9 protein-coding genes are annotated in these 13,378 nt (G+C 74.3%); 4 read left to right on the plus strand and 5 right to left on the minus strand.

Features of this window, described 5'->3' with window-relative positions; translation table 11 throughout:
• Positions 1 to 40 precede the first annotated feature (40 nt).
• Complete coding sequence (locus C1703_RS35345; protein ID WP_198678357.1) at positions 41 to 1,768, plus strand: LuxR family transcriptional regulator; 1,728 nt, start codon at positions 41 to 43, stop codon at positions 1,766 to 1,768.
• 371 nt (positions 1,769 to 2,139) lie between these two features.
• On the opposite strand, the gene C1703_RS35350 is transcribed toward C1703_RS35345, so the two are convergent.
• On the minus strand, positions 2,140 to 4,707 hold the full coding sequence (locus C1703_RS35350) for a CHAT domain-containing protein (RefSeq protein WP_198678486.1): 2,568 nt from the start codon (positions 4,705 to 4,707) through the stop codon (positions 2,140 to 2,142).
• Positions 4,708 to 4,891: 184 nt separating this feature from the next.
• On the opposite strand from C1703_RS35350, the gene C1703_RS35355 reads away from it, so the two are divergent.
• From C1703_RS35355 to C1703_RS35365, 3 genes are all read left to right on the plus strand, one after another.
• The gene (locus C1703_RS35355) at positions 4,892 to 6,322 is read left to right on the plus strand and encodes a S8/S53 family peptidase (protein WP_114256668.1); all 1,431 of its coding nucleotides are present in this window, start codon (positions 4,892 to 4,894) and stop codon (positions 6,320 to 6,322) included.
• A gap of 62 nt (positions 6,323 to 6,384) precedes the next feature.
• On the plus strand, positions 6,385 to 6,960 hold the full coding sequence (locus tag C1703_RS35360) for a sigma-70 family RNA polymerase sigma factor (protein WP_114256669.1): 576 nt from the start codon (positions 6,385 to 6,387) through the stop codon (positions 6,958 to 6,960).
• A gap of 14 nt (positions 6,961 to 6,974) precedes the next feature.
• Positions 6,975 to 7,472 carry a hypothetical protein gene (locus C1703_RS35365; protein ID WP_198678487.1) on the plus strand — a complete coding sequence of 166 codons (498 nt, stop codon included), beginning with the start codon at positions 6,975 to 6,977 and terminating at the stop codon, positions 7,470 to 7,472.
• Positions 7,473 to 7,491: 19 nt separating this feature from the next.
• On the opposite strand, the gene C1703_RS35370 is transcribed toward C1703_RS35365, so the two are convergent.
• From C1703_RS35370 to C1703_RS35385, 4 genes are all read right to left on the minus strand, one after another.
• Positions 7,492 to 8,715, minus strand: coding sequence for a cytochrome P450 (locus tag C1703_RS35370; protein ID WP_114256670.1), 1,224 nt, complete (start codon positions 8,713 to 8,715; stop codon positions 7,492 to 7,494).
• Positions 8,716 to 8,776: 61 nt separating this feature from the next.
• On the minus strand, positions 8,777 to 9,565 hold the full coding sequence (locus C1703_RS35375; RefSeq protein ID WP_114256671.1) for an N-formylglutamate amidohydrolase: 789 nt from the start codon (positions 9,563 to 9,565) through the stop codon (positions 8,777 to 8,779).
• A gap of 105 nt (positions 9,566 to 9,670) precedes the next feature.
• Positions 9,671 to 11,890, minus strand: coding sequence for an NADP-dependent isocitrate dehydrogenase (locus tag C1703_RS35380; RefSeq protein WP_114256672.1), 2,220 nt, complete (start codon positions 11,888 to 11,890; stop codon positions 9,671 to 9,673).
• A gap of 194 nt (positions 11,891 to 12,084) precedes the next feature.
• Positions 12,085 to 13,182: a mechanosensitive ion channel family protein gene (locus C1703_RS35385; RefSeq protein WP_198678358.1), complete on the minus strand. Its 1,098-nt coding sequence runs from the start codon at positions 13,180 to 13,182 to the stop codon at positions 12,085 to 12,087.
• Between the last annotated feature and the right edge of the window lie 196 nt (positions 13,183 to 13,378).

Genomic DNA, 13,378 nt, shown 5'->3' on the forward strand with positions numbered 1-13,378 from the left:
TCGCCCTGTATCAGAACTGAGCAGCCGCGCTCATGTCTGTGTGACGACTTACGAACGGGACGCGACGACGCTGGAGCTGCCCTGGCCGTTCGCCGGGCGGGAGGACGAACTGGAGCTGGTCCGCCGGTCCCTGGCCGGCCCGCACCGCGGCGTCGTGGTGACGGGCCCGGCGGGCTGCGGCAAGACCCGCCTCGTCACGGAGGCGATCCGCGGCACCGGCTGCGCCCGGGCGGCGGGCACGCCCGAGAGCCGCGGCCTGCCCTTCGCGGCGTTCGCGCATCTGCTGCCCGAGTCGGTCACCCTGCACCGCGCGGTCCGGCTGCTGTCCGGTGCCCGCACGCTGCTGGTCGACGACGCGCACCTGCTCGACGACGCCTCCGCCGCCCTGGTCCACCAGCTCGCCGTGCACGGCCGCACCCGTCTGCTCGTGGTCGCGACGGACGGCGCCCCGGCGCCCGGCGCGATCTCCCGGCTGTGGACCGGCGAACTCCTGCCGCGCCTCGCCCTGGAGCCGCTGCCCGACGAGGAGACCGCACAGCTCCTCACGGCCGGCGCCGGGCCTCTCGATGCGCTCACCGCCCACCGGCTGCTGCGCCTGAGCCGGGGCGACCTGCGGCTGCTGCGCGACTTGCTGGACGCGGTGCGCGGACTGCTGACCCCCGTCCCGGACACGGAGGAGCGGGCCTGGCGGGGCCCGGTGCCGCTGACCCCGCCCGTGCGCGAGCGCACCGCCCACGTCCTCGGCCGCACCTGCCCGCTCGAACGCGAGACCCTCGACCGCCTCGCCTTCGCCGAGCCGCTGCCCTCGGATGTGGACGACCTGGACCTCGGGGCCCTCGAAGCCCTGGAGTCCGACGGCCTGGTCGAGGTCGACGACGTGGGCGGCGTCCGCCTCGCCCATCCCCTGTACGGCCCGGTGCTCAGGGCCGGTGCGGGCCGGTTGCGGGCGCGGCGGCTGGCCCGGACGCCGGACGCGTACGCCCGCGCCCTCGACGCCGAGGCGGCCGCGCTGTCCCGCCGGATCGACCAGGACGACGTCCGGGCGACGCCCACACCGGTGGGGGAGTGGCTGGTCGCCGAGGGCGGGCCGCTGCCGGGCGGGTACGCGGCCGTACGTGCCCGGTTCGCCCGGCTGCGGGGGGAGGTGCGGGAAGCGGCCGCCTGGGCGAGGGAGGGGCTGCGGGGCGCCCCCGAGGACGCGTCGTGCCGGGAGGAACTCGCCCGCGCCTCAGCGACCGTGGACAGCCGGGACGACCTCGACCTGGAGGCCCTCACCGACCCCTACGACGCCGTCCGCCTCGGCGCCCCCGAGAAGGTCATCGACCGGCTGAGCGGCGTGTTCGCCCGGCACGCCGACGCGCTCACCCGGGCCGACGGCCCCGCCCTGGACGAGGTGGCCGGGGAACTGGAGCGACGGGGCTTCACGCTGTTCGCCGCCGAGGCACACGCCCAGGCCGTGGGCGCCCATCGCGATCCGCGCGCCGCCCGGTACGCCCGGACCCGGGCCGTCGCCCTGGCCCGGCGCTGCCAGGGCGCCCGCACACCCGCGCTGTCCGGGCTGGTCCTCGGCGAACTCACCGCCCGTCAGCGGCAGATCGTCACCCTCGCGGCTGCGGGCCTGAGCAACCGGCAGATCGCCGAACGCCTCACCCTGTCGATCCGCACCGTCGGCAACCACCTGTACAGCGCCTACGCCCGGCTCGGCGCGAACGACCGCGGCGCCCTGCCATGGCTCCTGACGGAACCGCCCCAGGCCCAGCCGGCCTGAGCCGCGACGAACCACGGACCTCGGCGACGTCCCGGGCCGGCGGCCTCGGCTGTCCCGAACCGCCCACCTCGGCCGCGTCCGGAACCGCCCACCCCGGCCGCGCCCCGGACCACCGGCCTCGGCCGCGCCCGGACCGCCGGCCTCGGCCGCGCCCGGACCGCCGGCTTCGGCCGCGCCCCGGACCGGCGGCCTGACCCGCACAGGGGACGGGCCAGGCCGCCGCACAATCCGCCGAGGCTCGGGCCAGGAAACCCCGAGACCGAAGATGCCCCCGCCGGGTGGCCCCGGAGACCCGACGAGGCCCCGGCCGGGTGCCCCGTCCCACCCGCTGAGGCCCCGGCCGTGCATCCCCGAAACCCCGCCACGCTCGGTCAAGCCGCCCCGAACGCCGAGAACGCCCAGCCCGTGGCCTGGTGCAGTGCGTCGCCCGGCAGGGCGGCCCGGGCGTCGCGCAGAGCCTCCGCGAGGGACAGCCCGGCGCCCAGGCCCTTGTGCAGGGCCAGCATCAACGGCACCACCGCCGCGTCGTTGACGGGTGCGCTGCACGCCACCACCCCGGCCGTGCCCAGCGGCAGCAACGCCGTGACCAGGCCGAGCAGTTCGTCGGCGCCGACGGACGCGAAGCGGGCGGTGTCGCAGCAGGACAGGATGATCCGGTACGGGCTGCGGGCGAGGCGCTCGAAGTCGTGCACGACGATCGGCCCGTCCGCCATCCGCAGCGAGGAGAACAGCGGACTGTCCGCGCGGAACGTACCGTGCGCGGCGATGTGCGCCAGCGCGGCCCCGTCGAGTTCCTCCAGCACCCGCGGCACGCGCGCCCCGCCCTCCTCCAGAACGGTCGCGCACGGGTACCGTCCGGCCAGCTCGGGCACTTCCGCACCGCCGCTCGCCAGGCCCGGGCCGCGCACCAGCACATGGCAGCCGTCCGGCGGCGGCGCGGTCTCCCGGGCCCGCAGCCAACTGCCCGCCGACGGCGACACACTGAGCACCCGCTCCCGCAGCGACGGCAGCAGCGCCCACGGCACCCGGTGCAGCCGCCCCGGCGGCACGATCACCACCGGGCCGCCGCCCAGCTGCGCCGCCGCCGGCCCCAGCAGCAGCTCCTCCAGCCGCCGCCCCGCCGCCTCCACCACCGGCAGCCGCGCCTCGGCCCCGGGATGGGCCAGCCGCCGCAACCCGGCCTGGACGTGCTCGGCCTCGGTCTCCGCCTCGGCGAGCAGCCCGGCCTCGAACCGTCGCACCCGCCCCCGCCCGCACAGCAGCACCTGCACCCGCCCGTCGAGCACGGCGAGTTCCACCAGCAGCACCTCGTCGCCCAGCCGCTCCAGCAGCCGCCCGACGTCGAACCGGTCGCCGCCCCCGGGCGCCTTTCCCCGCATGTGCAGGGTCCGGGAGCGGATCCCCCGCTCCAGCCGCCGCTGTTCCCGCTCCAGCGCCGGAACCGGCCGGCCCTCCCTCCGGGCGGCCTCCGCACGCGAGGCGATCTCCCGGAAGGCGGTCAGGCCGCTGAGCAGCTCCGGGTCGGCCGGCGGCCGGGTCGGCGGCGTGGACAGCACGGTGGCCCGCCAGCGCTCGCTCCACACCAGCAGCCGCCGCGGCCCGCCCGAGACCAGACTGGCCCGCTGCGCCAACGCCGCCAGTTCCGCGCCCTGTTCGGTGGCGCGGGCACGCAGCTCCGAGGCGCCCAGTGTCATCCGGTGGTCGTCGAGCACGTCCAGACCGCGCCGGCAGGCCTCCAGAACACCCCGGTTCGACCCGGCCGCCCACGCCCGCAGCGCCTGCGCCGACCAGCCCGTCAGCCGCGCCAGCGGCGGGCCGCTGTGCCGGCTGCGCGCGGCGACGGCCAGATGCCGCTCCGCGTCCGCCGTCCAGCCCAGGTCCAGCGCGATCCGGCCCGCCAGCAGCGACGCCTCCGGCGCGGCCGGCGCTCCGAAGGACGCCAGCTTCCCGGCCACCGCGGCGGCGTCCGCGACCAGCCGCCCCGAGCGGCGCCCGGCCGCGTGCCGCGCCTCGATCAGCACCAGCCGGGCATGCGCCTCCCACCACGTGCGCCGCTGCCCCGCGAACAGCCGTACCGCGAGGGCGGCACGGGCGATCGCCGTGTGCGGGTCCCCGGCCGGCCGGGCGGCCCGCGCGGCGGCCAGCAGCAACTCGGCCTTGCGGGTGGACTGCCCGCCGATCCCGTCCAGCTTCCTGATCGCCGCGTCCGCCTCGGCCAGCGCCTCGGGCGCCAGCCCGGCCGCCATCAGCACCTCGCAGCGCCGGATGTTCAGCATGAACGTCGGCGTGCCCAGCCGGGCGTACCGCTCCTCGGCCTCGTCCAGCAGCCGCAGCGCCGCGGGCACGTCCCCGGACCGGAACGCGGCCAGCCCCCGGCTCTCCACCGCGTCCGCCTTGTCGTGCTCCTGGCCGGTGGTGTCCCACAGCGCCTCGGCCGCGGTGAAGTCCGCCTCCGCCCGCTCCACCGCACCCAGCGCCAGGTGCACGGTGGCCCGCAGGGTCAGCGCCCGCGCCGTCCAGATCACGTCGTCCGCCTGCCGCAGCACCGGCACCGCGCGCCGCACGTCCTCCAGCGCCTCGCGATGACGCCCGAGCACCCACCACACGTACGCCCGCCGGTACAGCACCCGCGCCCGCGTGTGCCCGGCGCCCCGCGCGACCCCCCGCTCGAACGCCGCCAGCCCCTCCCGGGTGCGGCCCGCGTGCACCAGCGCCACCCCCAGCGTGGCCAGTACGTCCGCCTCCCGGTCAGCCGAGTCCGCGCGCGCCGCGCACTGGCGGGCCCGCCGCAGATGGCTCAGCGCGAGCCGCAGATCGCCGAAGTCCCGCTGCCAGATGCCGATCACCTGATGCGCGACGGAGGCGTCCAGCGGGGAGGGACCGGCGTCGAGCAGCGCCCGGGCCCTCGCGAGAGCCTCGCCCGGGTCGGCGAACACCATCGGCAGCAGTGATTCCGTAACCGGCTCGCTTCCCGCTGTCACTCCTCGGATGGTAGTGGCCACCGAACCGCACCACACAGGGGTGGCGCTGTATCAAAAGACCGCAGCGTGACTCTTGTCGGAGAGACTCGACGACCGCTCCGCGGCACCGGCCGACGCCGTCGCCCCACCGGGAGGACCCGCCATGGCACCTCAGCGATTCCACGAGCAGTTCGACCAGATCCAGCGCTCGATGCCCGACGTGCCCCTCGCGATGGGCCCGGACGACTCGGCCGAGTTCATGTACGAGAAGGGCGTCGTCCTCGTCCGCGACGGCGAGGAGGCCCGCATCGTGGAGGACACGGTACGGGCGCACTTCACGGCGGCACCCGACCTCGACCAGGAGCAGGTCCGCCGGGCCGGCCCGAGCACCAACCGCACCGGGATCACCCGGATCCGGGTCGGCGACCCCGGCGAGGGCGGCCGCGACGCCGACCGCGCCGTCGCGCACGCCCTGCGCTCCGTACGGGAGCAGGAGGCCCGGGCGGGACACCGGATGGTCGCCCGCAACCACGTGGTGCACATCGCGGTCAACGCCTGCCCCGGCGACGAACCCGTCCCCGCCCCGCTCGGCGAGCCGCCCAACCCGGCCGCCGCCGACACGCCCCACGACCCCGGCACCGCCGTCGGCGTCCTCGTCGTCGACACCGGCCTCACACACGACTACCGCTCCTGCGGCCTGCTGGCCCACACCGAGGGCGACGCGCAGGTCCAGGAGTGCGACGAGGAGGGCATCCTCCAGCAGTACGTCGGGCACGGCACGTTCATCGCCGGGCTCGTCGCCGCCGTCGCGCCCAACACCGACATCACCGTCCGTGGCACCCTGAACGACGCGGGCGCCGTCCTGGAGTCCGAGTTCGGCGAGAAGCTCTTCGAGGCCGTCGACGCCGGCGGCTGGCCCGACGTCCTCAGCCTCTCCGCCGGCACCTCCAACGGCCGCGCCGACGGACTGCTCGGCGTCGAGAACTTCATGCGGGAACTGCGCGAGCGGCGCACCCTGCTCGTCGCCGCCGCCGGCAACAACGGCAGCGCCACGCCCTTCTGGCCCGCCGCCTACGCCGACCTGCCCGGCTGGGAGGACTCCGTGCTCTCCGTCGGCGCCCTGCGCAGCGACGGCGAGTTCGGCGCCTGCTTCACCAACCACGGCCCCTGGGTGAAGGTCTACGCCCCCGGCGAGCGCCTCACCGGCGCCCTCACCGGCTTCGACACACCCGTCCCGTACGTGTACCAGCACTCCACGTACGACGCCTGCCGCTACGGCTTCTCCTACGGCTGCACCTGCCGCCACCCCCGCCACACCGGTGTGCTGAGCGACGAGAACGCCTCCGCCAAGCCGGACCAGGTGATGTTCGAGGGCTACGCGCAGTGGAGCGGCACCTCCTTCGCCACCCCCGTGACCGCGGGCATGGTCGCCGCCCACATGACGGCGCACAAGGAGACCGACCCGCGCGCGGCCCGGCGTCACCTGCTCGCGGCGCACGCGGACTTCGCCGAAGTGCGCGGGGCGCACGTCCCCGCGCTGCGTCCTCCCACGTGGCGCCCGGTCCCGGTCATGCGCCTCACCCCGGGCCTGTGACGGCCGAAGCCGCCCCCTCCACGGCGTACGATGACGTGCCGTACTCGAGGGGTGGGGCTGCCGTGGACCGTACTGATGCCGGCTCGCTCGTCCAGGCCGCGGCCGACGGCGACGCGGCGGCCTGGAAGGCGCTCGTGGAAGGGCTGAGCCCCCTGGTGTGGTCCGTGGTGCGGGCCCACCGGCTCTCCGACGCCGACGCGCACGAGGTGTACCAGACCGCCTGGTTCCGCTTCGCCCAGTACCTCGGGCGGATCCGGGAACCCGACAAGGCGGGCGCGTGGCTGGCGAGCACCGCGCGCCACGAATGCCTGAAGGTGATCCGCAGCTCCAGGCGGCTGACCCTGACGGACGATCCGCGGCTCCTGGACCGGGTCAGCGAGGACGGTACGCCGGAGCAGTCGCTGCTCGACTCCGAGGAGGCGGCCGCCCAGAGCGAACGCGTACGGCGGCTGTGGCAGGAGTTCGAGGAACTGGGCGAGCGGTGCAGGCAGTTGCTGCGCGTTCTCATGACCACGCCACCGCCCAGCTACCAGGACGTGTCCGCCGCGCTCGGGATCGCGGTGGGCAGCATCGGGCCGCTGCGCCAGCGCTGTCTGCGGCGCCTGCGGGCCCGGCTCGAGGCACGGGGGGCGATGTGAACGGCATGCACGACATGGACGACGTGAACGACAGGGACGACGACGAGGTCTTCGGCGAAGAGGAGCGGGGCGACGACGAGTTCGACGCCGGGCTGCTGGAGGAGGAGCTCCGGCAGGCCGCCGCGGTCCTGGACCCCGTGCCGCCGGAGCTGCAGCAGATCGCCGTGGACGCGTACGCGCTGCACGACCTCGACGCCCGCGTCGCCGAGCTGACCTTCGACTCGCTGGTCGACTCCCTCCCGGTCCGGGGCGCCACCGACACGCCCCGGATGCTGACGTTCCGGGCGGGCGAGGTGACCGTCGACGTCGAGGTGACGGAGGACGGGCTGATGGGGCAGGTGCTGCCGCCGCAGCCGGCCCGCATCGAGGTCCTGTGCGGACCCCGGCCCGGCTCCGCCCTGACCGCCGACGACCTGGGCCGCTTCACCGCCGACGTGCCGCCCTCCGGCCCGTTCGCCCTGCGGTTGCGCACGGGCGGGGACGTGGTGGTGACGGAGTGGCTGCGGGCCTAGCCTCCCCGTCACGGCCGCCTCACCAGGTGCAGGGCAGGGTCCGCGGCCCCCGGATCATCGTCCGGCGGCGCCACGCGACCTGGTCGGCGGGGACCGCGAGGCGCAGGCCGGGCAGCCGGTCCAGCAGGGTGGTGAGCAGCAGCTCGGTCTGGAGGCGGGCGAGGACCGCGCCGGTGCAGTAGTGCGGTCCGTTGCCGAAGGCCAGATGGGGGTTGGGGGCGCGGCCGGGGTCGATCCGGTCCGGCTCGGGGAAGACGTCCGGGTCGCGGTTGGCGGCCAGGTAGGAGACGTACACCGGGTCGCCCGCGCGGATGCGGTGTCCCCGCAGGTCGACGTCCTCCAGGGCGATCCGCGCCAGGCCGACGGAGCTGCGGTGCGGGACGTGGCGCAGCAGTTCGTCCAGCAGGGTGTCCCGCGCCTCGGGCCGCTCCTGCCACCACTGCCGCAACTCCGGCCGGGTGAGCAGCAGATAGAGCGTCTGCCCGCAGTTGTGGGTGACGGCCTCGCCGCCGATCTGGAGCGGACCGGCGAGGCCGACCGCCTCCGTCTCGCTGATCTCGCCCCCGGCCACGGCGGCGCCGAGCAGGGAGTACACGTCCTCGCCGGTGCCGTGCGCGCGGGAGCGGATCGTCTCGGTGATCCATCCGTACAGGCTGTTCTTGGCCCGCTCGGCGGCCTCGGCGCCGCCCGAGGTGGAGATGATCTGCCGGGTCCAGGCGTGCACCCGGTCCTGGTCGGCGCCGGGCACGCCCATGACCTCGCTGACCAGGGCGATCGGGAACGGTTCGAGCACCCGCTCGATCAGATCGGCCGGCGGCCCGTCCCGCAGGACCGCGTCCACCAGCTCGTCGAGCATCTCCTGCGCGCGGGGCCGCAGCCGCTTCGTCGCGCTGACGGTGAAGGCCCCGGCGACGGCCTTGCGGAGCCGGTTGTGGTCGGGCTGGTCGGCGAAGGCCAGCGAACCGGGCCGCGGCTTGAAGTGCGGTGCCATCCGCGTCACTTGACGGCTCGTCACCTCGGCGCGGCTGAACCGCGGGTCGTTGGTGATCAGCTTGACGTCGTCGTGGCGGGTGGCCAGCCACGCCCACCCCTCGCCGTACGGCAGGCGGATCCGGGTCAGCGGCCCCTCGCGCATCAGCTCCGCGAGGACCGGGTCGAACTCCGTCCCGTCCAGGTCGAGGGCGGGCCAGTCCCGCACCGGGGGCGGTGCCTGGCCGGTCAGCGTGGTGGTCTCCTCCGTCATGGACCCACCCTCGCCGCGCCCTGGCCCCGTGTCGCGCGGGAGTGCTCCAGCCGGTGGCGGTTCAGCGGGACACGGCGTCGACGAGCCCGGCGAGGGCGGTGGCGAGCCGCTCCAGCCCCGGTCCCGCGGGGCCGCCCGGCTCGGTCATGTAGGTGTCCCGGCGGATCTCCACCATGAGGGCGCTCACCTCGGGCCGCGTCCCGTAGAACTCCAGGGGGACGTACGTCCCGCGGAACGGCGTGTCCAGCTCCGTCTCCCCGAACACCGCCCGGGCGGCGTCCAGCAGCGCGGCCGGGGTGTGGAAGGAGTCGGTGCCGAGGCAGACCGCCGGGCGGGGGCCCTGCCCGTGCAGCTCGTAGGGGAGTCTCCGGCTCGGGTAGGAGTGCACGTCGATGATCACGGCCCGTCCGGTGGCCGCCAGCCGGTCCCCCACGGCCTCGGTCATCGCCCGCGCGTAGGGCAGGAAGTACCGCTCGACGAGCGGCCCCGCATCGACGCCCTCGGACCGCAGCGGAGCGCCGTGCGTGGTCCGCGTGTACACCGCGCCCATCCCGACGGCCCGCATCTCCTCCCGCTCGTCCGAGAACCGCTCCGGGTCGACGACCAGCCGCGACAGCCGGTTGACGAACCGCCACGGGGTGACCCCGGCCAGCCGGGCCGCCAGCGCGGCGATCTCCGCGGTGTGCGCGTCGGTGATGTGGTCCAGCTCCCGTGCGAGCTCCGCGTCGTCCAGCACGATCCCCGCGCGCACGTCCCGCGGTATCTCCCGCGCCGAGTGCGGCACATGCAGGAGCACGGGGGAGCGACCGGCCCCGGGGAGCAGTTCGAAGGAGGGCGGCGCGTCGGTCACGGGGCGGCTCCGGGGCGGTGGCGGGGGCTGTGGGCGAGACGGCTCCGCCCCGGCCGGGCGTCGTGCCGGCCGGGGCGGAGCCAGGGGATCGGGGGATCCGGGGCGTCAGCTCAGGGACGCCAGGGCCTCGTTCCACGTGGCGGACGGGCGCATGGCCTCAGCGGCCTTCGCCGGGTCGGGCTGGTAGTAGCCGCCGATGTCGACCGGCTTGCCCTGGGCGGAGATCAGCTCGTCGACGATCTTCTGCTCGTTCGCGGCGAGCGTCTCGGCGAGCGGGGCGAACGCCTTCGCCAGGTCGGCGTCGTCGGTCTGCCGCGCCAGCTCCTGCGCCCAGTACAGGGACAGGTAGAAGTGGCTGCCGCGGTTGTCGATGCCGCCGACGCGCCGGGTCGGGGACTTGTCCTCGTTGAGGAAGGTCGCCGTGGCGCGGTCGAGGGTGTCGGCCAGCACCTGGGCGCGGGCGTTGCCCGTCACCTTCGCGTACTGCTCGAAGGAGGGCACCAGGGCGAAGAACTCACCGAGGGAGTCCCAGCGCAGGTAGTTCTCCTTGACCAGCTGCTGGACGTGCTTCGGCGCGCTGCCGCCGGCGCCCGTCTCGAACAGGCCGCCGCCCGCCATCAGCGGGACGACCGACAGCATCTTGGCGCTGGTGCCCAGCTCCAGGATCGGGAACAGGTCGGTCAGGTAGTCGCGCAGCACGTTGCCGGTGACCGAGATGGTGTTCTCGCCGCGGCGGATGCGCTCCACCGACAGCTTGGTCGCCTCGACCGGGTTGAGGATCCGGATGTCCAGGCCCTCGGTGTCGTGCTCCTGGAGGTACTGCTCGACCTTGGCGATCAGGTTGGCGTCGTGGGCGCGGGTCTCGTCCAGCCAGAACACGGCCGGGTCGCCGGTGGCGCGGGCGCGGGTGACGGCGAGCTTCACCCAGTCCTTGATCGGCGCGTCCTTGGTCTGGCAGGCGCGGAAGATGTCGCCGGCCGAGACGGTCTGCTCGATGAGGGCGGTGCCGTTCTGGTCGACCAGGCGGACCGTGCCCGTGGTGGCGATCTCGAACGTCTTGTCGTGGCTGCCGTACTCCTCGGCCTTCTGCGCCATGAGGCCGACGTTCGGCACCGAGCCCATCGTGGACGGGTCGTAGGCGCCGTTGGCCTTGCAGTCCTCGATGACGGCCTGGTAGACGCCCGCGTAGGAGGAGTCGGGGATGACCGCGAGGGCGTCGTGCTCCTGGCCGTCCGGGCCCCACATGTGGCCGGAGGTGCGGATCATCGCCGGCATGGAGGCGTCGATGATGACGTCCGACGGGACGTGCAGGTTGGTGATGCCCTTGTCGGAGTCGACCATCGCCAGCTCCGGGCCCTCGGCCAGCTCGGCGTCGAAGGAGGCCTTGATCTCGGCGCCCTCCGGCAGGGCGTCGAGGCCCTTCCAGATGCCGCCCAGACCGTCGTTCGGGGTCAGGCCGGCCGCGGCGAGCTTGTCGCCGTACCGCGCGAACGTCTTCGGGAAGAAGGCGCGCACCACGTGGCCGAAGACGATCGGGTCGGAGACCTTCATCATCGTCGCCTTCAGGTGCACCGAGAACAGCACGCCCTCGGCCTTGGCCCGGGCGACCTGCGCGGTCAGGAACTCGCGCAGCGCGGCCACCCGCATCACGGAGGCGTCGACGACCTCGCCCCGCTGGACGGGTACGGACTCGCGCAGCACCGTGGTCGTGCCGTCGTCGCCGACGAGCTCGATGCGCAGGGCACCGTCCTCGGCGATCACCACGGACTTCTCGGTGGAACGGAAGTCGTTCTGGCCCATGGTCGCCACGTCCGTCCTGGACTCGGCGGTCCAGGCGCCCATGCGGTGCGGGTGGGACTTGGCGTAGTTCTTCACCGAGGCCGGGGCGCGGCGGTCCGAGTTGCCCTCACGCAGGACCGGGTTCACGGCGGAGCCCTTGACCTTGTCGTAGCGGGCGCGGATCTCGCGCTCCTCGTCGGTCTTGGGGTCGTCCGGGTAGTCCGGCAGCGCGTAGCCCTGGCCCTGCAGCTCGGCGATGGCGGCCTTGAGCTGCGGGATGGACGCCGAGATGTTCGGCAGCTTGATGATGTTGGCGGCGGGCGTCTTGGCCAGCTCGCCGAGTTCCGCGAGGGCGTCCGGGATGCGCTGGTCCTCGGTCAGGTACTCCGGGAACACGGCGATGATGCGCCCGGCCAGCGAGATGTCGCGGGTCTCCACCGGGACACCCGCCTGCGAGGCGTACGCCCGGACCACCGGCAGGAAGGAATACGTCGCCAGGGCGGGGGCCTCGTCAGTGTGCGTATAGATGATGGTCGAGTCAGTCACCGGGTGCTCCGCTCCACGTCTGCAACATTGCTCGACATCAAGATATCTCGTGATCGACCTCGTCTCGACAGGGGTCGGCGACTCGTTTCGGGCACGTGGCCGACCTGTCGTGACCGGCCGGACACGGGACGTCGCCGACGGTCGCCACCGAGGCGGTGGGGATCACGGTCGGCGACGCGCCCGGCCGGGCCGCCTCAGTCGAACCTGGCGGACGGCACCTCGCCCGGCTCGCTCTCGCCGGTCCGCTGCTGCGGGATGACGACCGCGCCCTGCTGGAGCGCCACCGTCCGGGCCGGGGCGGGGATGCGGATGCCCTCCGCGCGGTAGCGCTTGTGCAGGCGCTTGATGAACTCGTGCTTGATCCGGTACTGGTCGCTGAACTCGCCGACGCCCAGGATCACGGTGAAGCCGATGCGGGAGTCGCCGAAGGTGTGGAACCGGATGATCGGCTCGTGGTCGGGCACGGCGCCCTCGACGTCCCGCATCGTCTCGGCGATGACCTCGTTGGTCACCCGCTCCACGTGGTCCAGGTCGCTGTCGTAGGCCACCCCGACCTGGACCAGGATGGTCAGCTGCTCCTCGGGCCGCATGAAGTTGGTCATGTTCGCCTTGGCGAGCTGGCCGTTGGGGATCACGACGAGGTTGTTGGACAGGTTGCGGATCGTCGTCTGCCGCCAGTTGATGTCCTCGACGTAGCCCTCCTCACCGCTGCTGAGCCGGATGTAGTCACCGGGCTGGACCGTCTTGGAGGCGAGGATGTGGATGCCCGCGAAGAGGTTGGCGAGGGTGTCCTGCAGTGCCAGCGCGACCGCCAGACCGCCGACACCGAGGGCGGTCAGCAGCGGGGCTATGGAGATGCCCAGCGTCTGCAGCACCACCAGGAAGCCGATCGCCAGGACCAGGATCCGCGTGATGTTGACGAAGATCGTGGCCGACCCCGCGACTCCGGACCGGGACTGCGTGACCGAGCGCACCAGCCCGGCCACCACCCGGGCCGCCGACACCGTCGCGACGAAGATGAGCAGCACCGTGAGCACCTGGTTGGTGTGGTGCTGCACCGTGCGCGTCAGCGGCAGCACCGCCGCCGCGCCCGCCGCGCCGCCCACGACCGCGGCCCACGGCACCACGGCCCGCAGCGCGTGCACGATCACGTCGTCCCCGCTCCAGCGGGTGCGGTCGGCGTGCCCGCCCAGCCAGCGCAGCAGGATCCGCAGCGCGAACGCCGCCAGCAGGCCCGAGGCGAGGGCGATGCCGGCGAACAGCAGATCGTCCACCGTGAGTTCCCGGTTCACCGGTCACCTCCGGGGCGGAGAAGCGCGGCGAACGCCGTCGCCGGCGGCCGGATGTGAAGTCTCGTCACGTCGTCACCTGCTCGTTTCCGGGATGTCCGAGGGTGCCCGACCACCCTGACCCGCGGTCGGCACAATCGTTCATCCTGCCGCATCCCGTACGGGGGTTCGTACCGCGGACGGGGGTGACCGGGGGGTG

Source organism: Streptomyces sp. Go-475 (assembly GCF_003330845.1).
Classification (GTDB): Bacteria; Actinomycetota; Actinomycetes; order Streptomycetales; family Streptomycetaceae; genus Streptomyces.